This is a genomic window from Afipia clevelandensis ATCC 49720 (assembly GCF_000336555.1).
Taxonomy (GTDB): domain Bacteria; phylum Pseudomonadota; class Alphaproteobacteria; order Rhizobiales; family Xanthobacteraceae; genus Afipia; species Afipia clevelandensis.
Genome location: NZ_KB375281.1, coordinates 3,069,562 through 3,093,995, shown reverse-complemented (window position 1 = coordinate 3,093,995; position 24,434 = coordinate 3,069,562). Strand labels below are relative to the sequence as shown.

Here is a 24,434-nt window from a genome sequence, read left to right as displayed (position 1 = left end):
GAGAGGTGAAGGAGAGATCTACCCCCGCAACGTGCCGCCGGTCTTCTTCGTCACGTCCGCTACGATCTTCGCAGCGACCGCGTCGATCTCCTGATCGGTCAGGGTCTTTTCACGCGGCTGCAGCGTCACCGCGATGCCGACGGACTTCTTGTCTTCGTCGATGCCCTTGCCTTCATAGACGTCGAACACGGTCACGCCGGTGATCAGCTTCTTGTCGACGGCCTGCGCGGTGCGGACGATGTCGCCCGCCTTGACGCTGCGATCGACAATGAATGCGAAGTCGCGCGACACCGGCTGGAACGGCGACAGCTCCAGCAGCGGCTTGGCGCGGGTCGGCCTGGCCTTGGCATCCGGGATGCGCTCGAGAATGACCTCGAACGCGACCAGCGGGCCGTCGGCTTTCAGGGCTTCCAGCGCGCGGGGATGCAGCTCGCCGAAGTACCCAAGCACATTCTGTGGGCCGATCTGGATCGCGCCGGAGCGGCCGGGATGCAGCCATGCCGGAAAGTTTTTCGACTCCTTGGCGGAGACAATCTGCAGCCCCTGCATCGGCGCGCCTGCGGCGGCGAGCACCGCGAGCGCATCGGCCTTGGCGTCCAGCGCGTCAACCGTGAAGCTGCCGGACCAATGACGGCCGATGCCTTTGCTTGAGGCCTGCGCGCGGCGCACGCCGCTCGCCGCCACGAACTGGTCCTCGGGCCTGTCGCCCTTGAAGATCTGGCCGACCTCGAACAGCGCCACATCGCCGAAGCCGCGATCCGCATTCGCCTGTGCCGCCGCGATCAGGCCTGGGATCAGCGAGGGGCGCATGTCGGAGAGGTCGGATGCAATCGGATTGGCGAGGACGAGGTCAGGCTGGCCGCCGCCGAACAGGTCGGCCTGCGTCTTGGAGACGAACGACCATGTCACGGCCTCCAGCATGCCGCGCGCCGCCAATGCCCGTTTGGCGCGGCGGGTGCGAAGCTGAAGCTGGGTCAGCACCGGCTTGCGCGGTGCGTCGCCGCGCTCGAACGGCGTCAGCGGCACGCTGTCAACGCCGACAATGCGCACGATCTCTTCCACGATGTCGGCCTTGCCGTGTACGTCGCTCCGCCATGACGGCACCGCGACCTTCACCACCGGGCCTGTGCCCGCGATCATGAAGCCGAGATGGGCGAGAATGGATTTGACCTGCGGCAACGGCACCTCGATGCCCGCAAGGCGCTTCACCTCGCTGAGAGGGAATTCGATGATGCGGTCGTCGCCATGCGAACGGCCCGCGACCGTGATCTCCGACGGCGTGCCGCCGCACAGATCCATGACGAGTTTTGTCGCCATCTCAAGGCCCGGCACCATAAAGGCCGGATCGACGCCGCGCTCGAAACGATAGCGCGCGTCCGAATTGATGCCGAGCTTGCGGCCGGTCTGGGCGATATTGATTTCGTTCCACAGCGCCGATTCGATCAGCACGTCGGTGGTGTTTTCGTCGCAGCCGGAGGCTTCGCCGCCCATGATGCCGGCGATGGATTCCACACCATGCTCGTCGGCGATGACGCAGACGCTGTCGTCCAGCGCATAGGTCTTGCCGTCGAGCGCGATCACGGTCTCATTGCGCGCCCGGCGCACGATGAGATTGCCCTTCACCTTCTTGGCGTCGAACACATGCAGCGGGCGCGCCCGGTCGAAGGTCATGAAGTTGGTGATGTCCACCAGCGCATTGATCGGACGCAGGCCGATCGAGGTCAGGCGCCGCTGCAGCCATTCCGGCGAGGGGCCGTTCTTGACGCCGCGCACAAGACGCAGCGCGAAGCCAGGACACAGCGTCTCGTCCTCGATGGTGACTTTCACCGGGCAGGGGAATTCGCCCGTGATCTGCTTCGGCGGCTGATCCTTGAACTTGCCGATGTCGGCGGCGGCGAGATCGCGCGCGATGCCATGAACGCCCGTGCAGTCCTGACGGTTCGGCGTCAGGTTAATCTCGATCACCGGATCGCCGAGGCCGGCCCACTCTGCATAGACCTTGCCGACCGGCGCATCGGCAGGAAGCTCGATAATGCCGTCGTGGTCTTCGGAGAGTTCAAGCTCGGCCGCCGAGCACAGCATGCCGTGGCTTTCGACGCCGCGAATGGTGCCGACGCTCAGGGTGATGTTCTTGCCGGGAATGTAGGTGCCGGGCGGCGAGAACACGCTGATCAGGCCAGCGCGCGCGTTCGGCGCGCCGCAGACCACTTGGAGCGGCTTGTCGCCATTCGCGACCTGGCCGTAATCGACCATGCAGACGCGCAGGCGGTCCGCATTCGGATGCTGCTCGGCGGAGATGACCTTTGCGATGACAAATGGCGCCAGCGCCTTGGCCTTGTCGTCGATGTGCTCGACTTCAAGCCCGATCATGGTGAGCTTGTCGGCGATTTTCTCGAGCGGCTCGTCCGTGTCGAGATACTCTTTCAGCCAGGAGAGGGTGAATTTCATGACGACAGCCCTCCCGCCAGCGTCGGCACATCCAGCGGCTTGAAGCCGTAGTGATTGATCCAGCGGGTGTCGCTCTCGAACATCTGGCGCAGGTCGTTGATGCCGTATTTCAGCATCGCGATGCGGTCGATGCCCATGCCCCAGGCGAAGCCCTGATAGACATCGGGGTCGATGCCGCAGGCGCGCAGCACATTCGGATGCACCATGCCGCAGCCGAGAATCTCCAGCCAGTCCTCGCCTTCGCCGAACCGGATCTCGCCCTTGTCGCGGCGGCACTGGATATCGACTTCCAGCGACGGTTCGGTGAACGGGAAGAACGACGGGCGGAATTTCATGGTGACGTTGTCGACCTCGAAGAACGCCTTGCAGAATTCCGCGAGAATCCATTTCAGGTGGCCGAGATGCGAGCCCTTGTCGATCACAAGGCCCTCGACCTGATGGAATTGCGGGGTGTGGGTCGCGTCACTGTCGATGCGATAGGTGCGGCCCGGGCAGATCACGCGGATCGGCGGCTTCTGGCTCAGCATGGTGCGCACCTGCACCGGCGAGGTGTGCGTGCGCAGCAGCGGACGCGAACCATCTTCCTTGCGGTTGAAGAAGAAGGTGTCGTGCATTTCCCGCGCCGGATGGCCTTCCGGGAAATTCAGCTTGGTGAAGTTGTAATCGTCGGTCTCGATGTCCGGACCTTCCGCCACCGAGAATCCCATGTCGGCGAAGATGGCGACGAGTTCGTCCCAGACCTGCGAGAGCGGATGGATGCGGCCCTGCTCGGCGGGTGTCTCGCGGGTCGGCAGCGTGACGTCGATGGTCTCGGATGCAAGCCGTGCATCGAGCGCGGCATTCTTGAGAATGTCGCGGCGCGCGCCGAGTGCTTCGGTGACCTTGTCCTTGGCGAGATTGATCTTCGCGCCTTCGGTCTTGCGCTCGTCCGACGACATCTTGCCGAGCGTTGAGAGCAGCGCGGAGATCGAGCCCTTTTTGCCGAGCGCGCCGACGCGCACGGCCTCAAGCGCGGCTTCATCGGAAGCTGCAGCGATGGCATCGAGGATTTCGGATTCAAGTCGGGCGAGATCAGACATGCAAAGCCCCATCGGAACGGTTTCATCAAAACCGTCCGGCGGGGTGCGATCAGCCCAGCCGAACGGAGCGGGGCGGTTTACGCCCCGGTCGCATCGGCCTCGTTCAAGAGGGGCAAGACTTAGGCCGCGAGCGCGGCCTTGGCCTTTTCAGCGATCGCCTGGAATGCCGCCGGCTCGTTGATAGCCAGATCCGACAGCACCTTGCGATCCACAACCACGCCCGACTTGGCGAGGCCGTTGATAAATCGGCTGTAGGTCATGCCGAACGGACGGACGGCAGCGTTGATGCGCTGGATCCAGAGCGCGCGGAAGTTGCGCTTCTTCAGCTTGCGGCCGATGAACGCGTACTGGCCGGCCTTGTCGACGGCGGCCTTCGCAGCGCGGATGGTGTTCTTGCGGCGGCCACGGAATCCCTTGGCGGCGTCGTAGACTTTCTTGTGCTTGGCGTGAGCTGTAACGCCGCGTTTAACGCGAGACATGATGCATGTCCTTCAACTGGAAAAGTGAAAACAGGTGGCCGCGCGAGGGCGGCCCGGTGAACCGCTTAGGCGTTCGGCAAGAAGTACTTCTTGACGTTGTCGCCGTCGGTCTTGAACAGGATCCGCGTGCCACGGAGCTGGCGAATCTGCTTCTTGGTCCGCTTGATCATGCCGTGGCGCTTGCCTGCATGGGCGGACACCACTTTTCCGGTGCCGGTCACTTTGAAGCGCTTTTTGGCGCCCGATTTGGTCTTCAGCTTGGGCATTTGGCTCTCCTACTGGCCACGGAAAAAAGCGCCCGAGGGGCGCTTTCGCGGCTGAAATGCTCGTTAGAGCGTTGATAATGCTCGATTTAATCCCGAGTGGAGAAAATCGGCATTGACGTCGCCACGGCAGCCCTTGATCAGCCGGGCGGCGAAGGCTCGGCTTATGGCAGAGGAACGGGGAATTGGCAACGATTAACGGCGCCCTTGAACGTGAGGAACTGCTTCGGCGACTATCCGCAAAGTGCTCCCACCGGAAAGCCAGTCCCATGACCCTCAGCATCACGACACTTAGCGTCCTGAAACGGTCGGCCCTCCTTGCCCTGGCGGCCGCAGTCCTGTTCGCCGGTTCTCCCGTCCACGCCGCCTCGTTCGACGGTCCCTGGACCGTCATTATCGTCACCCAGTCCGGCAACTGCGATGCGGCTTACAGCTTTCCGCTCCAGGTCAGCCGCGGCCGGCTGGTCTCCACCGGCGGGGCCACGATCAGCGGGCGGATCGGCGGAAACGGCGTCGTGAGCGTCGCCATCTCGAGCGGCGGCTCCTCCGGCCGGGCCAGCGGGCGGCTGTCCGGGGCGTCCGGCTCGGGACGCTGGAGCGGCCTCCTGAATGGCGCCCGGTGCAGCGGGCGCTGGGAAGCGCACAGGTAATATATGATTGAACTTATTAGATATTCTCAAAAATAGTCAGCCATTGCTGCGTCGCACTAGAAGTCTTGCCACAATCTGCCTATATCTTGATCAGCACCCACCACATGTGAGGGATCGAGATGGCCGCGCGCGCCAAGACAATTGCTGTTTCCGAAAATCCGGCTCTCCGCCTGTTCGCCCTTGCGGCGTTCGCCGCAGCCATGCTGACGGCGGTCATCATGCTGGCCACCACGGCCCGCGCCGGGTCGGCGTTCGATGGCGCGTGGCGCGTCACCATCATCACCCAGTCCGGCAATTGCGATCCGGCCTACAGCTATCCCGTGAAGGTCGAGGGTGGCCGGGTCAGCTATTCCGGTGACGGCAGCTTCGATATTTCCGGCCATGTCGGCGATGCCGGCGCGGTCAGCGTCACCATCGCGCGCGGCGACCAGAAGGCCAGCGGCAGCGGCAAGCTCTCGGCCAATTCCGGCTCCGGCCAGTGGAGCGGCAAATCCGCGAGCACCTCATGCTCAGGCCGCTGGGAAGCGACCCGCGCGTAAGGCAGTTGCGAAGTCTTCAAATAAAAAAGGCGCTGCAACCGCAGCGCCTTTTTATTGAAGTGCGTCATTGCGAGGAGCGATAGCGACGAAGCAATCCAGCTTATTTCATAAGAGTGGATTGCTTCGCTTTGCTCGCAATGACGGTGGAATCGGGATTAGCGCGGCGCCAGCACCATGACGACCTGACGGCCTTCGAACTTGGCATCCTGTTCGACCTTGGCGACATCGGCCACAGCGGCCTTCACCTTGTCGAGCAGCTTGGTGCCGATTTCCTGGTGCGCCATTTCACGGCCGCGATAGCGCAGCGTGATCTTGACCTTGTCGCCTTCCTCGAAGAACCGCAGCATCGCCCGCATTTTCACGTCATAGTCGTGATCATCGATCATCGGGCGGAGCTTGATCTCCTTGATTTCGACGGTCTTCTGCTTTTTACGGGCTTCAGCGGCCTTCTTCTGGGCCTGAAACTTGAACTTCCCGTAGTCCATAATCTTGCAGACGGGAGGATTGTTGTTCGGCGAGATTTCGACGAGATCCATGCCCGCCTCCATCGCCATTTTCACCGCAATCGCCGTTTCGACAGTCCCGACATTGGTGCCGTTCTGGTCGATCAGCTGAATCTGAAGATTGCGGATTTCATCGTTGATGCGCGGCCCGTCTTTTGCGGCGGGAGCCGGAGCTCTGTTAGGACGGCGAATGGGGTCTCTCCAGTGTTGTGAACAAGGCAATCAGTTTGAAGGATTAAGGCCCGCCGGGCAAGCGCGCGCGGGCTTTCTGGGGCATTTTCCGTAAGCTGCCGCGGATCGGCGGGATCAGCCATGAAACCGTAAAATGCCTGACAAATGGCGTCGGCGCGCTCGTCGGGACCCGCTCCACATAGAGGCCCATGGCCCGCTCCGCAAGCGCGACAATCGCGTCTCCTCAAGCGGTTGCGTTGACGGACGGCGCGACGGCCCGCCATAACTGTTTAGGAACGGGGCAATTTTCATGAGTAATCCATCAGGCGGTTCCGCATTGCCGGAGCCGGACTTTATCGAGGTTGGCGAGGGCGGAACAAAACGGCGCATCGCCGTGCGCAAGCGCGAGGGCGACCGCCCCGGCGTGTTCTGGCTCGGCGGCTTCAATTCCGACATGAAGGGAACCAAGGCGCAGGCGCTCGATGACTGGGCCGTGGCGCAGCGCCGCGCCTATGTGCGGTTCGACTATTCCGGCCACGGCGAGTCCTCGGGCCGTTTCGCCGACGGCACGATCGGACAGTGGCATGAGGAAAGCCTCAGGGTGTTCGATGCCTTTTGCGCGGGGCCGCAGGTGGTGGTCGGCTCATCCATGGGCGGCTGGATGGCGCTGCTGCTGGCGCGCGCGCTGGCAAAGCGCCCGGCGTCGCGCGCGACGCTCGCCGGTCTTGTGCTGATCGCGCCCGCGCCGGACTTCACCGAAGAGCTGATGTGGAAAGGTTTCTCGCCGGAGATCCGCGACCAGATCATGACCACGGGTGTATGGCAGCGGCCCTCCGAGTACGGCGGCGACTATCCCATCACCCGCAACCTGATCGAGGAAGGCCGCAACCATCTCTTGCTCGGCGGCACCATCGACGTCGGGTGCCCGGTGCGAATCCTTCAGGGCGCGCAGGACCCTGACGTGCCATGGCGTCATGCCTTCGCGCTGACGCACTGTCTGCCGAGCGACGACGTGGTGCTGACGCTGGTGCAGGACGGCGACCATCGGCTGTCGCGGCCTCAGGACATCGCGCGCATGATCGGCGCCGTCGGCGAGTTGTCGAACGGGTAACGAGCAGTCAGGAGGACGTCATGCCGGCTGAAAAACTTCTCCAGGACTTCTGCCGCGCCGTCGAGCAGCGCGACGGCAAGAGCTTCGCGGCTCTATTCACCGAGGACGGCGTTTATCACGATGTGTTCTACGGCGCGTTCGCGGGGCGCGAAAAGATCGCGCAGATGATCGACGACTGGTTCTATCGCACGGCGACGGATTTTCGCTGGGTGATGCACGATCCGGTCAGCGACGGCAAAACGCTCTATGCGCGCTATACGTTCAGCTACACGTCAACGCTGCCGGAAGCGAAGGGCGCGCGGGCGATATTTGAAGGTGTTTCAATCATGGCGCTGAGCGACGGATTGATCGCTGAATATCACGAGGTGGCGAATACTGCGCCGGCCTTTGTCGACCTGAACTTCGCGCCGGAGCGCATCGCGAAGATTGTTGCCAAGCAGGGCGCGGCGCTCAAGGCGCGCCCGGAGATGCGGCGGCACTTGGGGAGGTAGTGGTTTCACCTCTCCCCGTTTACGGGGAGAGGTCGACATGCGCAGCATGTCGGGTGAGGGGCATTTATCGAGTGCAGGGCTTTGCCCCTCACCCCAACCCTCTCCCCGCAGGCGGGGAGAGGGAGTCTCCCTCGACGTTGCCGGAAGAATGCAGTCCCATCTCCCACTCGTTCCGCACATCGGCGTCATGGTCGGTTGACGCGGCGGCGAGTTCGGAAAATTCCTGATCCGAAAGCAGCCGCGACAGCGCCCACACCGCCGCACCGCGCACCAGCGGATTGGGATCATCGAGCAGGCGGCGCGCCTCCGGCGCCAGAGAGATATCGCCGCTGTTGCCGATCGCCGTCAGCACATTGCGCAGGAATCGGTCGCGGCCGATGCGCTTGACCGGCGATTTGGTGAACAGCGCGCGGAACGACGCATCGTCCAGCCGCGACAATTCAGCGAGCGAAGGCGCACGCAATTCATCGCGTGCCGCGAGCTTCGCTTCATGGCCTTCCTGCGCAAACTTGTTCCATGGACACACGCTCAGACAATCGTCGCAGCCATAGATGCGGTTGCCGATGGCCGCGCGATGCTCGCGCGGGATCGCGCCCTTGTGCTCGATGGTCAGATACGAAATGCACTTGCGCGCATCCAGCCGATACGGCGCGGGGAATGCATTGGTTGGGCAGATGTCGAGACAGGCCTGGCACGAGCCGCAATGATTCACATCGGCATCGTCGCGCGGCAGGTCGAGGGTGGTGAAGATCGCGCCGAGGAACAGCCACGATCCGAACTCGCGCGAGACGAGGTTGGTGTGCTTGCCCTGCCAGCCGAGACCGGCGGCATGCGCCAGCGGCTTCTCCATCACCGCGGCGGTGTCGACGAACACTTTCACATCGCCGCCGGCCTGTGCGATCAGCCAGCGCGCCACACTCTTGAGGCGCTTCTTGATCAGGTCGTGATAATCGTCGCCGCGCGCATAGACCGAGATGTTGCCGCGTGTTGTCTGTTCGAGCAGCGCCAGCGGATTTTCATTCGGTCCGTAGTTCATCCCGAGCATGATGACGGAGCGCACCTCGCTCCACAGCACTTTCGGGCTGGCGCGGCGCGAGGGCTCATTGGCGAGCCAATCCATGTCGCCGTGCGCGCCGGCATCGAGAAAGGCCTGCAACCGTTCGCGCGCGCCGTCGATGGCGGCGGGATCGGCGATGCCGAGGGTGCTGAAGCCGTTGGCGCGGGCTTCTGCCGCCAGCGCAGCCTTCAGTGCAGCCGCATCGGGAGGCGTGGTCAGAAGTCGAGATCCACGTAATGCGCCGAGGCCGGAACGCCCGCCATCCACTCGCTCAGGAGCGGACGGAACGACGGGCGGGATTTGATCCGCACGTACCACGCCTTGGCTGCGTCGTCCTCGTTCCATGGCACATCGCCCAGATAGTCCAGCGCCGACAGATGGGCTGCGGCGGCCAAGTCGGCATAGGTGAGCTGATCGCCGGCCAGGAAATTCCGGGTCCGCGCCAGCCAGCCGATATAGGCCAGATGATAGCGCACATTGGCCTTCGCTGCGCGCAGAACGTCGGTCGAGGGCGGGCCGCCGCCCTGGTCCGGCTTCATGAAGCGCTTGTAGATGCGTTCGGTGACCAGCGGGCCCGAGGCTTCTTCAAAGAACTTGTCGTTGAACCACGACATCAGCCGCCGCACCTCGATGCGGTCGTTCATGGCGCGCGGCAGCAGGCGGTGATCGCCCAAAGGCGCGCCATGGATTTCGTCGAGGAATTCGGCGGCGAGGCTCGGCCCCGGCATCGCAGGCGTGCCTTCGGCGATCAGCACCGGCGTTTCGCCCGCCGGGTTCAGCATCAGAAAGGCTTCGCGGCGTTCCCACACCAGTTCTTCCACGAGCCGGGTGTCGAGGCCGTGCTCGCCGAGCGCCAGCCGCACGAAGCGAGACCGCGGACAGAACGGGTGATGGAACAGTGTGAACATGAGGCTGGTGATACTCGAATTAGGTTTAACAAAGGGTCTCGAAGGGCGGTTAACGATCCCGGCGGCACCGGAGCCGGGCGCCTGTTGCCGGCCACCCCATTTCACGGATTTGCCGTTGCGGCAACACGGCGAATGGGCGACAAGGGCGCGGAACTCTCCAGCGCTTCGGATAATCCCAGATGCTAGCTGATCTGTTGAAGGCCGTCGTTCTCGGGGTCGTCGAGGGCGTGACCGAATTCCTCCCGGTGTCGTCCACAGGCCATCTGCTGCTTGTGGAGCGGTTCATGGATCTGGACCGCGAGAACTTCTGGAAGACCTTCGCGGTGATGATCCAGCTCGGCGCGATTCTCGCGATTCTGGTGATTTATTTCGGCAGATTGTGGCGCATTGCGGTCGGCATGTTTTCCGATCCCGCCGCGCGGCGCTTTGTCATCGGCGTGCTGCTGGCGTTTTTTCCCGCCGTCATTCTCGGCCTGCTGTTCGGCGGCTTCATCAAGAGTGTGCTGTTCAATCCGTGGGTGGTCTGCTTCACGCTGATCGCCGGCGGCGCGGTGCTGCTCTGGGTCGATCAGCAGGATCTCAATCCGCGTTATCACGACGCCACCACCTTCTCGCTGCCGATGTATCTCGGCATCGGCATCGCGCAATGCGCGGCGATGATTCCCGGCGTCTCCCGCTCGGGCGCGTCCATTGTGGCGGCGATGCTGTTCGGCGCGGACAAGCGTGCGGCGGCCGAGTTCTCGTTCTTCCTTGCGATCCCGACCATGGTCGGCGCGTTCGCCTACGACTTCTACAAAAGCCGCGGTGAGATGACGATGGATCATGGACTGGTGATCGCCGTCGGCTTTGTGGTGTCGTTCATCACCGCGATCATCGTTGTGAAGACGTTTCTGGATTTCGTCACCAAGCGCGGCTTCGCGCTATTCGCATGGTGGCGCGTGATCGTCGGCACGCTCGGCCTGATCGCGCTGGCGCTGGGGAAGTAACAGCGAGCGTGATTTGCTCTCTCCCCCGCTTGCGGGGGAGAGGTGGAGAGGGGGCTGCTGCGCGACGATTAACATCGCGCCCCCTCCCTGACCCTCCCCCGCAAGCGGGAGAGGGGAAAGCGACTCACGCATCCTTGTGCGCGAACTGTCCGGTCTTGCGATAGCGCCAGAGATAGGACGGCGTCACCGCTTCCAGAGAATCCGGCGTGATGCCGAGGCCTTCCAGCGTCAGGCCGGCGGCCTTCGCCGCATCCGACACCACGTTGTCGGCGCGCAGCATTTCGACCTGATCGGGCGTCAGCTTGAAATCGCCGGGCGCAAACTGCAGGAAGAATGATTTCAGGCGGGCCAGTGCGAATGGCAGCGGCACCAGCATGCGGTCGCGCTGGGTGATCTTCAGAATGTCCTCGATGATCTGCCGCATGGTCATCACTTCGGGGCCGCCAAGCTCGTATGTCGCGCCGGCCTTCGTCTTGCCATCGACTGCGTCGGCAATGGCGGTCGCGACATCGCCGGCATAGACCGGCTGCAGTTTCGTCAGGCCGCCGCCGATCAGCGGCAGCATCGGCGAGAGCCGTGCAAGGCCCGCAAAGCGGTTGGTGAACTGATCCTCGGGGCCGAACACAATCGAGGGACGCATGATCGTGGCCGAGGGGAGCGCCGCGGCGACCGCGGCTTCGCCGGCCGCCTTGGAGCGGTAATAGGCGGAGGCTGAATTCGCATCGGCGCCGATGGCCGAGACATGCACCATGCGCGCGCCGATTGCGGCGGCGGCACGCGCCACGGCTTCGGCGCCCTTGTCCTGAACCGCATCGAATGTCTGTGCGCCACCCTGGGCGAGAATGCCGACCAGATTGACCACGACGCTGGCGCCTTGCGCGGCCGCCTGCACCGAGGCCGGATAGCGCACATTGGCCTGAACAGCGTGAATCTGGCCGACCCGGCCCAGCGGCTGAAGGTGCCCGGCCAGTTCCGGACGGCGGACGCCGACCCGGATGCGATAGTCCCGCCGGGCCAATTCCCGGATGACATGCCGGCCGAGAAAGCCGGATCCTCCGAAGACCGTGACAAGCGTATCAATGGGGGCTGACATGCGTGATTCCTGCGCAAATGGACCTAACGGGACGGCGGTAGCGCCGGTTTCCGCGATACGCCATCGTCCCTGCGCTGTATAGGCCATTCCGGCGCCATCCGTGGTGCAAAAAGCGCGCAAAACTTTCGGAATCGGGGCGCGTCCGAATTTGACAAGCGCGCGGCCTGTCCTTACTAACCGGCCCACTGCCCAGGTGGTGGAATTGGTAGACACGCAGGTTTCAGGTACCTGTGCTGCAAGGCGTGAAGGTTCGAGTCCTTTCCTGGGCACCATCCATTTTCAAGCGATCGAAATCCTGATGCTCCGGCTCGGTTGAGCCGCCGGTTTATTCCACATCGGAAAAACGGAGCGCTCGTCGCCAAGGGCGGCGATACGGATCGTTCTGCGCCAATCTCCAAGCGCGTGTCGAACTGCTTTCTAGGTGCGGAGCGGCTGCGTGACGCGCAAAAAAGCCCGGCGAAAAGCCGGGCTTCATGAGTCAGGTCCTGTCTCGGTAAAATTCGTTCAGAACGGCTTCCATCCCGGTGCGAAGCGATAGTTGAGCCGCGCGGTCACAATGTCGATCGTCTGATCGGCCGCGATCACCCAGCCCGGGCGCAGTGTCAGGTCGCTGTTTCCGAAATCGACATGATTGTATTCGATGCCCAGCGACCAGTTCGGATGAAATCCATACTCGACTCCGCCTCCAATCGTCCAACCCGAACGCGAAGTGCTGGCGAAGAGCGTCGGCTGGTTGGCTTCAATGAAGGAATAGCTGTTGCGCGTCCATGCGCCGCCGCCCTTCACATAGGCCAGAATGTTGTTCCAGGTCATGCCAAGGCGGCCGGTCAGCATCAGCAGCGCATCGGTGTCGGCCGTCACTGTCAAATTCGAGTTGACCGAATTGGCAGGCGGGACATGACGTCCGGCGACATCGAGGCCGCTTCCGGAAAACTCCGCGCCGATGACAAAGTTGGAATACTGGATGTTATAGCCGATCTGGCCGCCGCCGAGGATGCCGTGCACATCCTGGCAGCCGGTGTCTGCGACGTTGGGAGCGAAGGGAACGGGAAGCTGTTGGCTGAAGCAGCTCTTGCTGCCCGCCATGCCGAGATGCCCACCCACATAGAAGCCCGACCAGTCGTAGGCGGAAACCGGTGACATCACCGGCGCTTTGGTAAACACGCGCGGTGCCATGTCGGCCGCCGTGGCAGATGTCAGCATCAACAGGCTTGCTACACCGGCAAGCGTCCCCTTCATGAACATGTCGTCCCCCAGATACATGCGTTAATAAAAGTTAATATTAGGCAGCTTTTGCAACGGTAGTCTGTTGCCTTCACGCAACACGGGAAAAGTTCTCGGGAAGGTAGCAATGCCTATGCTGGGATTGTTTTCCGGGGTTCGCGCCGTAGGCAGCGGCATGTAGAACAGGCCGTGATTCGCAGCGAAGCTCCGAATTCGATCTTCAGAACAGGGTGATGTTTGCGTGAAAAAAACAGCTCTTCTCCTGCTCGTCACCCTGTTGCCGGTGACATCCGCTCTGGCGATAGACCCGCGGTTCGCCGCCAGCCTGAAAAAGCTCGACCCGGACACGCGGCTTGAGCAGGTCTGCGATCTCGAGGCGATGAACCGGATCGACCGCGACCCCAATCCCTATCATCCGGACCGCGCCAAGACCGATGCCGTGTCGCTTCCGGTTCATGCCGGCGACACGGTGACGGGCAAGGGCGGCGCGTTCCGCAGCAAGGGGCGGTGGTATTCGTTTTCCTTCGCCTGCAAGGGATCGCCGGACCACATGAAGGTGCTGTCGTTCAGCTACAAGATCGGCGACCTGATTCCCGAATCCAGATGGGCCTCGCTGGGCCTGTGGCGCTGACGGACCTGCTTTTCTCTCGTCGGCACGAGGTTTGAACGGTAGTTTAGGCCGCGCCGATTCGATTGATCTGCATAGCAAGGGTTTTGATCGACCATGACCATCCGCCTGCATCGCGGCGACCTGCCTGATCTGTCGCGCTACACTCAATCGGTGGCGATCGACACCGAGACGCTGGGGCTCAATCCGCATCGCGACCGGCTGTGCGTGGTGCAGCTTTCGAACGGCGACGGCACCGCGGACGTGGTGCAGATTCCGGCCGGTCATACCGATGCGCCGAACCTGAAGAAGCTGCTCGGCGATCCGAAGGTCACCAAGATTTTCCATTTCGCGCGCTTCGATCTCGCGGTGCTGTTTCACACCTTCGGCGTGATGCCGGAGCCGGTCTATTGCACCAAGATCGTGTCGCGCCTTGTGCGCACCTATACCGACCGCCACGGGCTGAAGGATCTGGTGCGCGAGGTGCTCGGTGTCGATTTGTCAAAGCAGCAGCAGTCGAGCGACTGGGGCGCTGCCACGCTGACCGATGCGCAACTCGCCTATGCCGCGTCCGACGTGCTGCATCTTCATGCGCTGCGCGACAAGCTCGACGCCATGCTCGCCCGGGAGAATCGCACCGTCCTGGCGGACGCCTGCTTCAAGTTTCTGCCGACGCGGGCGAAGCTGGACCTGATGGGCTGGGAAAACGACGACATCTTCGCCCATTCATAATCCGGCCCTTTGCGGCGAAGTTTGCCCGGTTTCGGTCACTTTTTTGCTCTTTGCCAAGGGCTAATGGCGAGGGCGGTGTAAGCGCCTGATAGCGTGAGGCAAATGGCGGGCTGCCAAAAGCGCGGCCATTGCATAGAATGACCGGGTCATCCGGCGTCTCGGAGCACATGTTGTATTCGGTTCAGGGCCAGAACTATCAGGCTGCTGCGGATGCGCGCTACGCGAAAGCGCGGCGTCACAGCCGCCGTGTGCGCCAGATGCGCCTCGCCGTGCCGGTGCTTGTCGCAGCTGCGATGTTCACCATCATCGGCATTTCACTGTTCAATCCGTTCCGGATCCTGTCGAAGCTGCCGATCGACATCGGCAAGCTCGGCGTCTCGGGTACCAAGATCACGATGAGTTCACCGCATCTGGCGGGCTTCACGCCGGACCAGCGCCCTTACGAACTCTGGGCGAAGTCCGCGGTGCAGGATGTGACCAACCCGAACAATGTCGAACTGCATGAGCTGCGCGCCAAGGTGCAGATGGAAGACAAGACGGGACTCACGATGGATGCGCAAAGCGGCCTGTTCGATACCAAGACCCAATTGCTGAATCTGAAAGACAGGATATTCCTGCAATCTTCCACCGGATATGAAGCGCGGCTCACACAGGCGACCGTCGATCTCGGCGGTGGCACGGTCACTTCCGATAAACCCGTGGCCGTCAAATTGCTGAACGGAACGCTGGATGCGAACCGTCTGAAAATATCGGAGAATGGAGCCCTGGTGCGCTTTGACGGCGGCGTGTCGATGATCTTGATTCCGGAACAGCCCGCCTCAACAGACAACACGGCGCCTGCACGGGACGCTGCTGCGAAATGATGTTTTCCATGAAGAAAGTCCATGACTCGTTCTGCACCGGCGCGATGCGGCTGCTGTCTGCCGTCGCGATCGCCGCCATCGTGTGTTCGGCGAATACGGCGCATGCGCAGAGCACCGCGACCGGCGTGCCCAATGCCATGCAGGGTTTTTCGCAGAACCGCGACAAGCCGATTCAGATCGACGCGGCTTCGCTCGAAATGCGCGACAAGGACAAGGCTGCGACCTTCAGCGGCAATGTGAAGGTGGTGCAGGGCGACACCACCATGCTCTGCAAGACGCTGGTGGTGTTCTACGACAACGATCAGTCGGGCAAGAAGTCCGCGATGAAATCGGCGACACCGGGACCCGCGGGCAGTTCGTCGATCAAGCGGCTTGAGGCGCAGGGCGGCGTTGTCGTCACGCAAAAGGATTCGACGGTCACCGGCGACCGCGGCGTGTTCGATATGCGCACCAACACGGTGACCATGCATGGCAATGTGCTGCTCACCAAGGACAAGAACGTGTTGCGCGGCGACCGGCTGGTCGTCGATCTCACCACTGGCGTGTCCCGGGTCGAATCGAATAGCGGGCGTGTGCAGGGCGTATTCCAGGCCGCGCCGAGCAATGCGCAGCAGGGTGGTGGCGGCGGCGCGCAGCCCTCGCCAGCTACCGGAAAGCCGCTTAAACTCAATGACTTGTCTGGTGGGCGAAAGCCCCACGGTTGAACCTTGTGCGTTGTGCCTGTATCACCCCGCCCCTGACCATTTGGCAGTGGGCAAGACGCCGTGACTCAATCATTCTCAGGCGACACTTCCCGGACCTGAACAGTAGCGGGCTGAACTGAAGCGGCATGGTGGATTTCCTGCGCATCTTTCGTCGGAAGGGACCGGGGCGGGGACGGCAGGGCTTTGCGCGTTCGCGTCAGGACGGTCTGCGCGGAGACATCACGTCGCTTGCCGCGCGGATGGGAGATATTTTCAAACCGGCCGCCGGCGAGAAGCCGCTTCCCGCGCCGCGCGAGACCGCTGCGCCGGTGCGCCGCGAAGCCGCGATGGCGACGGTCTCTCGCGAGCCGCCACCGCTTGCGCCTGCCGAGTCCGCCTTTACCCATAATACGCCGCCGATCCCGCGCAACCTGCCGCGCGAGCCGGCAAGAGAGCCTGCCCGGGAACAGTCGCGTCCTCGCGCACCGGCCAATGGCGCGGCGCCGCGCGCGCAGCACGCCGGATATCTCGCGATCCACGGCGTCGAAAAAAGTTTCGGTACCCGCAAGATCGTGCACGGTGTCAGCCTGTATGTCCGGCGCGGCGAGGCGGTCGGCATTCTCGGGCCGAACGGCGCCGGCAAGACAACGTGCTTCTACATGATCACCGGCCTCATCAAGCCGGATCGCGGGCGCGTCGAACTCGACGGCCACGATGTCACGCAACTGCCGATGTATCAGCGCGCGCGGCTCGGCATCGGCTATCTGCCGCAGGAAGCATCGATCTTTCGCGGCCTCTCGGTCGAGGACAACATCCGCGCGGTGCTCGAGGTGGTCGAGCCCGACAAGCGCAAGCGCGAGCGCGAACTCGACTCACTGCTTGAGGAGTTCAACGTCACCCGTCTGCGGAAATCGCCGTCGATAGCGCTGTCCGGCGGCGAGCGGCGGCGTGTCGAAATCGCCCGCGCGCTGGCCTCGCGTCCAAGCTACATGCTGCTGGACGAGCCGTTCGCCGGCATCGATCCGATTGCAGTGGGCGACATTCAGCAACTTGTGCGCCACCTGACCCAGCGCGGCATCGGCGTTCTGATCACCGATCACAATGTGCGCGAAACGCTCGGCCTCACCGACCGCGCCTATATCGTCTATGCGGGTGAGGTTCTGACCGAGGGCAGCCCGGACGAGATCGTCAACGACCCGGACGTGCGCCGGCTCTATCTCGGCGAGGAATTCCGGCTCTGATTCACCTTGATGGTGAGCGGTTGCTGCGGCCCGTCTTTTCGACACGTCAAGCCGTGTACAAGCTCTCTGGAAAAGTATAAGCAAGAATCGGACCAATTTCCGGGCCGAGTCTTGATTTTATGGCACTGACGCAAAGACTAGAGTTCCGCCAGACGCAGTCGCTGGTGATGACGCCGCAGCTCATGCAGGCGATCAAGCTGCTGCAACTGTCGAATCTCGACCTCGTCGCGTTTGTCGAGGACGAGCTTGAGCGCAATCCGCTGCTGGAGCGGGCCAACCAGGACGGCGCGCCGGACCACGGTGAGCCGCCGGCGGCCCAAAGCGACGGCGACGGTGATTTTTCCGATGGTGCCGACTTCTCGCCCGGAGGCGACGGCGAGCGCGCGGGCGACGCCTTCGAGCCCGGCGCCGAGGAATGGATGTCGCCCGACCTCGGCAGCCGAACCGAGATCGAGCAGACCCTCGATACCGGCATGGAGAACGTGTTTCCCGAGGAGCCGTCAGACGCCGCCGCGCGCAACGCGCAGGACGCTGCGCCGACGGCTTACACCGAATGGGGCGGTGGCGCCTCGAACGACGATGACTACAATCTCGAAGCGTTCGTCGCGGCCGAGATGACCCTGGGCGATCATCTCGCCGAACAGCTCGCCGTCGCGTTTGCCGATCCCGCACGCCGCATGATCGGGCAGTACCTGATCGACCTTGTCGATGAGGCCGGCTACTTGCCCGCCGATCTCGGCGATGCGCATGAAAAGCTCGGCACCTCGCGCGAGGATGTCGAGGCCGTGCTGGCGGTGCTGCAGAAGTTCGACCCGCCTGGCGTCTGCGCCCGCAATCTGAGCGAGTGCCTTGCGATCCAGTTGCGCGAACGCGACCGCTACGATCCGGCGATGCAGGCGCTGGTCGAAAATCTCGATCTGCTGGCGAAGCGCGACATCGCCTCGCTGCGGAAAATCTGCAGTGTCGATGATGAAGACATCGCCGACATGATCGGTGAAATCCGTCACCTGGATCCGAAGCCCGGCCTCAAGTTCGGATCGGCGAAGGCGCAGAGCGTCGTGCCGGATGTCTATGTCCGTCCCGGCCCGGACGGCGGCTGGCATGTCGAACTCAACAGCGACACCTTGCCGAAGGTTCTGGTCAACCAGACTTACTATTCGCAGCTCTCTAAAACCATCCGCAAGGATGGCGACAAATCCTATTTCACCGATTGCCTGCAGAACGCGACATGGCTGGTGCGGGCGCTCGATCAGCGCGCGCGCACCATCCTGAAAGTGGCGACCGAAATTGTCCGCCAGCAGGACGGCTTCTTCACGCAAGGCGTTGCGCATCTGCGGCCGCTTAATTTGAAGGCAGTTGCGGACGCCATCCAGATGCACGAATCGACGGTGTCGCGCGTGACCGCCAACAAATACATGGCCACCAATCGCGGCACGTTCGAGCTGAAATATTTTTTCACTGCCTCGATTGCCTCCGCCGATGGCGGCGACGCGCATTCGGCAGAGGCCGTGCGGCACCGCATCAAACAGTTGATTGATGCGGAAAGCCCGACCGCGATCCTGTCCGACGATACCATCGTGGAACGATTGCGCGGGGATGGCATTGATATAGCCCGGCGCACGGTCGCGAAATATCGTGAAGCCATGCGTATTCCTTCGTCCGTGCAGCGCCGCCGCGACAAGCAGAGCATGCTCGGTACGGCATTGACGTCAACCTCTCCCGACAGGTCCCGCGACACAGCTACCGCTTGACTGCGCCTCAAAGAAGCGGAACGCTCCTTCATCCGAACTCTGCAAGACTGCAAGTCCGAAGAAGCAAGTGAGGAAAGACATGACACTCCGGGTCTCTGGAAAAAGCATCAGCATCGGCGAAGCCCTTCGCGATCGCGTCAGCGAGCGCACCGACGAAGTGCTCCGCAAGTATTTCGATGGCAACTACTCGGGTCACATCACACTCAGCAAGGATGGCTTCGGCTTTCGCACCGATTGCGCGCTTCATCTGGATTCCGGAATCACGCTCGAGGCGGACTCCATGGCTGCGGACGCCTATGCCAGCGCCGACCAGGCGCTGCTGCTGATCGAGAAGCGCCTGCGCCGCTACAAGAGCCGGCTGAAGGATCGCTCCGCGCGCAAGGCGCATGCCGCGGCCGCTGCGCTCTCCGATCTCAACGGCGCGGCGCTGGACGCGCCGAGCTATGTCATCGAGGCGCCATCGGATGATGACGAAGTGAGCGAATTCAATCCGGTGATCATTGCCGAGGCGACCACATCGCTGAAGCGCTGCTCGGTCAGCGAGGCGGTGATGGAACTCGACCTGACCGGCGCGCCGGTCATGGTGTTCCAGCACGGCAGCAGCGGGCGGGTGAACATCATTTACCGGCGGCCCGACGGCAATGTCGGCTGGGTGGATCCACCGGCGGTCAGCGAGGCCGCCCGCCATTGACGCCATGAATAAGCCTAACTATGGTCCGCCGCCTTTCGGGGTGCGGGCCATGGTTGGTGCCAAGAGCCCTTGCCGCCGCCCGGTCAGAGACCGATTTAGTCAGAAAACCAACAGCTTAACTTATCCTCGGAACGCTCCATGACGATTACCGATCTGGTCGCACCGGAGGCGATTCTTCCTGCTTTGAAAGTCAACAGCAAGAAGCAGGCCCTTCAGGAGCTCGCGGCCCGCGCCGCTGTCCTGACCGGACAGAACGAACGGTCGATTTTTGAAGTGCTGCTTCAGCGTGAAAAGCTGGGGACCACGGCTGTCGGCTATGGCGTGGCGATTCCGCACGGCAAGTTGCCGAAGCTCGACAAGCTGTCGGGCCTGTTTGCGCGGCTGGATCGTCCGATCGACTTCGAGGCGATGGATGGCCAGCCGGTCGATCTGATCTTCCTGCTGCTGGCGCCGGAAGGCGCGGGCGCGGACCACCTGAAGGCGCTCGCACGCATCGCGCGCCTGCTGCGGGACCAGGACATCGCCAAGAAGCTGCGCGCCTCCAAGGACGCGGAGGCGCTGTATTCGGTGCTGGCGCTGCCGCCCGCGACGGCGGCCTGATTTTCTTTTCTCTCAAAATAAAAGCGGCAGCGCTCGCCGCGCTGCCGCTTCGTTGTCCGATCGTCGCATCACGTCGCGGCTTGCGGCCTGCTCAGTGAACGCTGACGGTCTCGAGTTCGTTGCTCCATGCATTTGCGATCGCCGCTTCACGGCTGTCGGTCAGCATGATGGGCGTGCCGTCGGCGGCATGAAGCGCAAACAGCTTCAGGCCCGGCGCGATTTCCGGCGCCTGCGGGAAAAGTCCCGGCACGTCTTCCGAGCGAATCTGTTTGACGTACGCGATGTGGCCTTCGCCCAAGGTTGCCAGTGCCTCAAGCGAGACGGCGGGTTCGAAGATTACATTACCAGTCATGGTCTCGACTCCTTGTCAGAGTTAAGCGGTCGAGTCCGCTCTCGTTCCATTATTCGTGCTCTTTGATGGCTATCGTCTTAACGACCCGTTCAGGCTCGGGACGAGCCAGGTCGATCGACAGCAGGCCGTTCTTCAGGTCCGCGCCGATGACATACATCCCGTCCGCCAGCACGAAGGTGCGCTGGAAGTGACGCGCGGCGATGCCGCGATGGATGTACTGCCGGGTCTTGTCGTCCTGCTGGCGGCCCCGGATCACGAGCTGGTTTTCCTCAGTGGTTACATCGAGTTGATCGCGGGTAAATCCGGCGACCGCCAGCGTGATCCGCAGGCGTTCGGGCTGGCCTTCGTCACGGCCGCACCGCTCGATGTTGTACGGAGGATAACCGTCTGCGCCTTTCACGACGCGATCGAGCGCACGCTCGATTTCGTCGAATCCCAAAAGGAACGGCGACGACAGGGAAGGAACACGAGACATTCTCAAAGTCCTCTCGAAGCGACTTTGGGTTGGAGCCCTTGCGGCGCTCCTTCCTGGGTTCCCGGCTGCCTTGCGGCCAACCGGTTGAATCAAATATGGCGATTTGCCGGTTCCGTTCAAGAACCTCCAACCGCCTTTAAACAATAAGAAATTCGCTACCCGCCGATCCGGCTGCGGCCGTCGGGGCTGAACAGGTGCAGTTTGGCCCGCGCCGCCGATACGCTGATGCGCTCGCCAATGGCGGGCGCCGCCTCGCCGGGCAGGCGGACAATGATCTCGCCCGGAGGCAGCTCTCCGGGCTTCGCGCTCACGGCGGGGCCGGCATTCTCCCGTGTCCGGGTGCCGTAGACATATGTTTCCGCGCCGACGCGCTCGATGGCATCCACTGTGAGCTCGAGTGTCAGGCTTTCCGGCGCGGCGGTGCCTGTCAGCGAAAAGTCCTCGGGGCGGATTCCGAGAATGGCATCGCCGGGCGCCCCGATCTGCAAGGCATCGAGCATGCCGCCGAGATTGTTGGCCTGAACGGGCAGAAGATTCATCGGCGGTGCGCCGATGAAGGAGGCGACAAAGGTGGTCGCGGGCTTGCGGTAGATATCGAGCGGCGAGCCGATCTGTTCGACCTGTCCCGCGTTCATCACCACCAGAATATCGGCCAGCGTCATCGCCTCCATCTGGTCGTGCGTGACATAGATCGATGTGGTCTTGAGCCGGCGCTGCAGCTTGCGGATTTCGACGCGCATGGCGATGCGCAATTTGGCATCGAGATTCGACAGCGGCTCGTCGAACAGAAACACCTTCGGCTGGCGCACGATGGCGCGGCCCATGGCGACGCGCTGGCGCTGGCCGCCGGACAGTTGCCGCGGCTTGCGGTCCAGCATCGGTGTGATTTCGAGGATCTGCGCGGCCTCGCGCACGCGGGTGTCGATCTCCGCCTTCGGCGTGCCGCGGTTGCGCAGGCCGTAGGCCATGTTGTTGTAAACGCTCATATGCGGATAGAGCGCGTAGTTCTGGAACACCATGGCGATGTCGCGGTCGGCGGGTTCGATCTCGTTGACCACACGGCCGCCGATGTCGATCTCACCGCCGGTGATGGTCTCCAGACCCGCGACCATGCGGAGCAAAGTGGATTTGCCGCAACCGGATGGGCCGACCAGCACGCAGAACTGTCCGTCGCCGACCTCGAAGTCGATGCCCTTGATGGCATCGACCCCGCCGGGATAGGTCTTCTTCACATTGCGCAGGACGACATTCGACATGTTCGTTCTCTAAAACTTCCAGCAGCTACTTTTCGGTCTCGACAAGGCCGCGAACGAACAGCCGTTGCATGAACACCACAACGGCGACCGGCGGCAGCATGGCGAGAATCGCGGTGGCCATCGCGAGTTGCCATTCGGCCAGCTCGTCGGTGGTGGTGAGCATTTTCTTGATGCCGGTCACGATGGTCTGCATCGAATCCTGCGTCGTGATCAGCAGCGGCCACAGATACTGATTCCAGCCATAGATGAACTGGATCACGAACAGCGCCGCGATGGTGGTGACCGACAGCGGCAGCAGCGTATCCTTGAAGAAACGAAACGGTCCTGCGCCGTCGATCTTCGACGCCTCCAGCAATTCGTCCGGCACGGTCATGAAGAACTGCCGGAACAGCAGCGTGCCGGTCGCGGACGCGATCAGCGGCAGGATCAGTCCGGCGTAGGTATCGAGCATGTGCAGGTCGGCGACCACCTTGTAGGTCGGATAGATGCGCACCTCGACCGGCAGCATCAAGGTGATGAAGATGATCCAGAACGCGGTCTTGCGGAACGGAAAGCGGAAATACACCACGGCAAAGGCGGACAGGATGGAAATGAAGATCTTTCCGACCGCAATGCCGGTCGCGGAGATGAACGAATTCATCAGCATGTGCCCGACCGGCTCGCGGCTGGCGCGCGAGCCGCCGACAAAGATCGCGCGGTAGTAATTTTCCAGCGTATGGCCGCCGGGCGAAAGCGGCATGTTGCCGGTAACAACCGTGGCGGCATCGTGGGTCGATGCAATGAGAGCAAGATAGACCGGAAAGGCGACGATGAAGACGCCGAAGATCAGGATGGCGTAGGCGACGAAATCGCGCAGCGGACGATGCTCGACCATCAGTACTGCACCTTGCGTTCGACATAGCGGAATTGCACGGCGGTCAGCGCAATCACGATCACCATCAGCACCACCGACTGCGCGGCGGAGCCGCCGAGATCGCCGCCGAGGCGTCCGTCGGCATAAACCTTGTAGACCATGGTCGTGGTCGCGCCCGCCGGGCCGCCGCCGGTGACGGCGTCGATGATGCCGAAGGTGTCGAAGAACACGTAGACGACATTCACCACCAGCAGGAAGAATGTCGTGGGCGAGAGCAGCGGAAACACGATGGTCCAGAACCGCCGCAGCGGACCGGCGCCGTCAATGGCACCGGCTTCGAGCACGCTTTTCGGGATCGACTGCAGGCCGGCAAGGAAGAACAGGAAGTTGTAGGAAATCTGCTTCCAGACCGCCGCCATCACCACAAGTGTCATGGCATGATTGCCGTTCAGCAGCGGATTCCAGTCGAAGCCGAAGGCGCGCAGCGGCCGCGCCAGCGTCCCTAGCGACGGATGAAACATGAAGATCCACAGCACGCCGGCGATAGCGGGCGCCACCGCATAGGGCCAGATCAGGAACGTCTTGAAGGCGGGTGCCGCCTTCAGGTTCTTGTCGGCCTGGGTCGCGAACAGCAGCGCAATGCTGAGTGAGAACAGCGCCACGAGCGACGAGAACACGGCTGTCGTCAGCATCGCCTTATAGTATTCGGGCTGCGCGAACAGGTCCCGATAGTTCTCAAGGCCGACGAATTGCGAGGTGAGGCCGAACGCGTCTTCGCGCAGGAATGACTGCCACATCGCCTGACTGGCGGGCCAGTAGAAGAATACGAAAGTGATGATGAGCTGCGGTATGAGCAGGAGATAGGGCAGCAGCTTGTTGTTGAAGACGGCGGACTTTTCCATTCAGGGCGTCACTCGCGAACCGTCGGCGGATCGTTGCACTCCTGCCCGAACCAGAGCCAGTAGTTATCGGGATCGCGCAACTCGAATTCTTTCATGCCGTACAACGTGACGCGCAAATCGGTAACAGGCAAGCCGTCGCTCTTCCATGCCGCGTGAAGCGATGCGACGTCGTCCGGGTAGAAATAGTAGACCTGAAAGTTCTTCGCATGCAGCGGCACCGTGTCCGTTTCCGCGCGGGGAGGCTCATTGAGCATGAACTTGATGGCATCGCGCCCGATCATGCACCATTTTGGCTCGGGTTCACCGAAGACGTTGATGACGTTAAACCCAAGCCTGTCGCGATAAAACGCAATGCTCAGGGTCAGGTCTGACACACTGAGCATCGGAATGAGCGCGGTCAGTTTCATGATGGCCGCGCTCCCGAAG

General features: G+C 62.5%; 28 protein-coding genes and 1 tRNA gene. 14 read left to right on the top strand and 15 right to left on the bottom strand.

The annotated features are described in order from the left end of the window. Positions 1 to 18: 18 nt before the first annotated feature. The 4 genes from pheT to rpmI form a co-directional block, all read right to left on the bottom strand. The gene (gene pheT, locus HMPREF9696_RS14795; RefSeq protein WP_002713841.1) at positions 19 to 2,448 is read right to left on the bottom strand and encodes a phenylalanine--tRNA ligase subunit beta; all 2,430 of its coding nucleotides are present in this window, start codon (positions 2,446 to 2,448) and stop codon (positions 19 to 21) included. Further along, a complete protein-coding gene (pheS, locus tag HMPREF9696_RS14790) occupies positions 2,445 to 3,527 on the bottom strand; it encodes a phenylalanine--tRNA ligase subunit alpha (protein ID WP_002713840.1) in 1,083 nt (360 codons plus the stop codon). The genes pheT and pheS overlap by 4 nt, the downstream gene beginning before the upstream one ends. Positions 3,528 to 3,646: 119 nt before the next feature. After that, on the bottom strand, positions 3,647 to 4,006 hold the full coding sequence (rplT, locus tag HMPREF9696_RS14785; RefSeq protein ID WP_002713839.1) for a 50S ribosomal protein L20: 360 nt from the start codon (positions 4,004 to 4,006) through the stop codon (positions 3,647 to 3,649). Positions 4,007 to 4,071: 65 nt separating this feature from the next. Next, positions 4,072 to 4,272, bottom strand: a complete 201-nt coding sequence (gene rpmI, locus HMPREF9696_RS14780) for a 50S ribosomal protein L35 (RefSeq protein WP_002713838.1) — start codon at positions 4,270 to 4,272, stop codon at positions 4,072 to 4,074. A gap of 266 nt (positions 4,273 to 4,538) precedes the next feature. Between rpmI and HMPREF9696_RS14775 the strand changes: the two genes are divergently transcribed. Next, positions 4,539 to 4,919, top strand: coding sequence for a hypothetical protein (locus HMPREF9696_RS14775; RefSeq protein WP_002713837.1), 381 nt, complete (start codon positions 4,539 to 4,541; stop codon positions 4,917 to 4,919). A 119-nt stretch (positions 4,920 to 5,038) separates the two neighbouring features. Further along, complete coding sequence (locus tag HMPREF9696_RS14770; protein WP_002713836.1) at positions 5,039 to 5,458, top strand: hypothetical protein; 420 nt, start codon at positions 5,039 to 5,041, stop codon at positions 5,456 to 5,458. Positions 5,459 to 5,613: 155 nt separating this feature from the next. Here the strand turns inward: HMPREF9696_RS14770 and infC are convergent, their stop codons facing one another. Then, positions 5,614 to 6,153, bottom strand: a complete 540-nt coding sequence (gene infC / locus HMPREF9696_RS14765) for a translation initiation factor IF-3 (RefSeq protein ID WP_040302070.1) — start codon at positions 6,151 to 6,153, stop codon at positions 5,614 to 5,616. A 289-nt stretch (positions 6,154 to 6,442) separates the two neighbouring features. Here infC and HMPREF9696_RS14760 point away from each other — a divergent pair, with 289 nt between their 5' ends. Together HMPREF9696_RS14760 and HMPREF9696_RS14755 are read left to right on the top strand one after the other, a co-directional pair. Continuing rightward, complete coding sequence (locus tag HMPREF9696_RS14760) at positions 6,443 to 7,243, top strand: alpha/beta hydrolase (protein WP_040301487.1); 801 nt, start codon at positions 6,443 to 6,445, stop codon at positions 7,241 to 7,243. 20 nt (positions 7,244 to 7,263) lie between these two features. Further along, positions 7,264 to 7,734 carry a nuclear transport factor 2 family protein gene (locus tag HMPREF9696_RS14755; RefSeq protein WP_002713832.1) on the top strand — a complete coding sequence of 157 codons (471 nt, stop codon included), beginning with the start codon at positions 7,264 to 7,266 and terminating at the stop codon, positions 7,732 to 7,734. 88 nt (positions 7,735 to 7,822) lie between these two features. On the opposite strand, the gene queG is transcribed toward HMPREF9696_RS14755, so the two are convergent. Both queG and HMPREF9696_RS14745 read right to left on the bottom strand, forming a co-directional pair. After that, positions 7,823 to 9,058 (bottom strand): tRNA epoxyqueuosine(34) reductase QueG, encoded by a 1,236-nt coding sequence (queG, locus tag HMPREF9696_RS14750; RefSeq protein ID WP_002713831.1) that lies wholly within the window; start codon positions 9,056 to 9,058, stop codon positions 7,823 to 7,825. Then, a complete protein-coding gene (locus HMPREF9696_RS14745) occupies positions 9,007 to 9,699 on the bottom strand; it encodes a glutathione S-transferase family protein (RefSeq protein ID WP_002713830.1) in 693 nt (230 codons plus the stop codon). Before HMPREF9696_RS14745 ends, queG begins: the two co-directional genes overlap by 52 nt. Before the next feature lie 179 nt (positions 9,700 to 9,878). Between HMPREF9696_RS14745 and HMPREF9696_RS14740 the strand changes: the two genes are divergently transcribed. Next, positions 9,879 to 10,685, top strand: coding sequence for an undecaprenyl-diphosphate phosphatase (locus tag HMPREF9696_RS14740; protein ID WP_002713829.1), 807 nt, complete (start codon positions 9,879 to 9,881; stop codon positions 10,683 to 10,685). A 124-nt stretch (positions 10,686 to 10,809) separates the two neighbouring features. On the opposite strand, the gene HMPREF9696_RS14735 is transcribed toward HMPREF9696_RS14740, so the two are convergent. Then, on the bottom strand, positions 10,810 to 11,778 hold the full coding sequence (locus HMPREF9696_RS14735; RefSeq protein ID WP_002713828.1) for a complex I NDUFA9 subunit family protein: 969 nt from the start codon (positions 11,776 to 11,778) through the stop codon (positions 10,810 to 10,812). A 187-nt stretch (positions 11,779 to 11,965) separates the two neighbouring features. On the opposite strand from HMPREF9696_RS14735, the gene HMPREF9696_RS14730 reads away from it, so the two are divergent. Beyond that, positions 11,966 to 12,050: transfer RNA gene (locus HMPREF9696_RS14730), tRNA-Leu, on the top strand. 232 nt (positions 12,051 to 12,282) lie between these two features. Here the strand turns inward: HMPREF9696_RS14730 and HMPREF9696_RS14725 are convergent. Further along, positions 12,283 to 12,981 carry an outer membrane protein gene (locus tag HMPREF9696_RS14725; protein WP_210161305.1) on the bottom strand — a complete coding sequence of 233 codons (699 nt, stop codon included), beginning with the start codon at positions 12,979 to 12,981 and terminating at the stop codon, positions 12,283 to 12,285. A gap of 262 nt (positions 12,982 to 13,243) precedes the next feature. Between HMPREF9696_RS14725 and HMPREF9696_RS14720 the strand changes: the two genes are divergently transcribed. From HMPREF9696_RS14720 to ptsN, 8 genes are all read left to right on the top strand, one after another. Further along, a complete protein-coding gene (locus tag HMPREF9696_RS14720; RefSeq protein ID WP_002713826.1) occupies positions 13,244 to 13,633 on the top strand; it encodes a DUF930 domain-containing protein in 390 nt (129 codons plus the stop codon). Between the two features lie 93 nt (positions 13,634 to 13,726). Further along, entirely contained in the window at positions 13,727 to 14,341 is a 615-nt protein-coding gene (locus tag HMPREF9696_RS14715) for a ribonuclease D (protein WP_002713825.1), read from the top strand. A 137-nt stretch (positions 14,342 to 14,478) separates the two neighbouring features. Continuing rightward, positions 14,479 to 15,204: an LPS export ABC transporter periplasmic protein LptC gene (gene lptC, locus HMPREF9696_RS14710; protein ID WP_002713824.1), complete on the top strand. Its 726-nt coding sequence runs from the start codon at positions 14,479 to 14,481 to the stop codon at positions 15,202 to 15,204. Positions 15,205 to 15,212: 8 nt separating this feature from the next. Continuing rightward, positions 15,213 to 15,908, top strand: a complete 696-nt coding sequence (locus HMPREF9696_RS14705; protein WP_157170034.1) for an LptA/OstA family protein — start codon at positions 15,213 to 15,215, stop codon at positions 15,906 to 15,908. A 125-nt stretch (positions 15,909 to 16,033) separates the two neighbouring features. Beyond that, positions 16,034 to 17,128: an LPS export ABC transporter ATP-binding protein gene (lptB, locus tag HMPREF9696_RS14700; RefSeq protein WP_002713822.1), complete on the top strand. Its 1,095-nt coding sequence runs from the start codon at positions 16,034 to 16,036 to the stop codon at positions 17,126 to 17,128. 119 nt (positions 17,129 to 17,247) lie between these two features. Next, positions 17,248 to 18,879, top strand: a complete 1,632-nt coding sequence (rpoN, locus tag HMPREF9696_RS14695; RefSeq protein WP_002713821.1) for an RNA polymerase factor sigma-54 — start codon at positions 17,248 to 17,250, stop codon at positions 18,877 to 18,879. A 79-nt stretch (positions 18,880 to 18,958) separates the two neighbouring features. Beyond that, complete coding sequence (gene hpf / locus HMPREF9696_RS14690) at positions 18,959 to 19,570, top strand: ribosome hibernation-promoting factor, HPF/YfiA family (protein WP_002713820.1); 612 nt, start codon at positions 18,959 to 18,961, stop codon at positions 19,568 to 19,570. Between the two features lie 138 nt (positions 19,571 to 19,708). After that, complete coding sequence (ptsN, locus tag HMPREF9696_RS14685) at positions 19,709 to 20,170, top strand: PTS IIA-like nitrogen regulatory protein PtsN (protein WP_002713819.1); 462 nt, start codon at positions 19,709 to 19,711, stop codon at positions 20,168 to 20,170. A gap of 91 nt (positions 20,171 to 20,261) precedes the next feature. On the opposite strand, the gene HMPREF9696_RS14680 is transcribed toward ptsN, so the two are convergent. The 6 genes from HMPREF9696_RS14680 to HMPREF9696_RS14655 all read right to left on the bottom strand — a co-directional run bounded on the left by HMPREF9696_RS14680 (position 20,262) and on the right by HMPREF9696_RS14655 (position 24,415). Beyond that, a complete protein-coding gene (locus tag HMPREF9696_RS14680) occupies positions 20,262 to 20,522 on the bottom strand; it encodes a BQ00720 family protein (protein ID WP_002713818.1) in 261 nt (86 codons plus the stop codon). A 49-nt stretch (positions 20,523 to 20,571) separates the two neighbouring features. Further along, positions 20,572 to 20,997: an Hsp20 family protein gene (locus HMPREF9696_RS14675; protein ID WP_002713817.1), complete on the bottom strand. Its 426-nt coding sequence runs from the start codon at positions 20,995 to 20,997 to the stop codon at positions 20,572 to 20,574. A 155-nt stretch (positions 20,998 to 21,152) separates the two neighbouring features. Next, entirely contained in the window at positions 21,153 to 22,253 is a 1,101-nt protein-coding gene (locus HMPREF9696_RS14670; RefSeq protein WP_002713816.1) for a sn-glycerol-3-phosphate import ATP-binding protein UgpC, read from the bottom strand. A gap of 25 nt (positions 22,254 to 22,278) precedes the next feature. Beyond that, entirely contained in the window at positions 22,279 to 23,127 is an 849-nt protein-coding gene (gene ugpE, locus HMPREF9696_RS14665) for a sn-glycerol-3-phosphate ABC transporter permease UgpE (protein ID WP_002713815.1), read from the bottom strand. Continuing rightward, on the bottom strand, positions 23,127 to 24,008 hold the full coding sequence (gene ugpA / locus HMPREF9696_RS14660; RefSeq protein ID WP_002713814.1) for a sn-glycerol-3-phosphate ABC transporter permease UgpA: 882 nt from the start codon (positions 24,006 to 24,008) through the stop codon (positions 23,127 to 23,129). The genes ugpE and ugpA overlap by 1 nt, the downstream gene beginning before the upstream one ends. 8 nt (positions 24,009 to 24,016) lie before the next feature. Continuing rightward, on the bottom strand, positions 24,017 to 24,415 hold the full coding sequence (locus HMPREF9696_RS14655; protein ID WP_002713813.1) for a VOC family protein: 399 nt from the start codon (positions 24,413 to 24,415) through the stop codon (positions 24,017 to 24,019). Positions 24,416 to 24,434 lie beyond the last annotated feature (19 nt).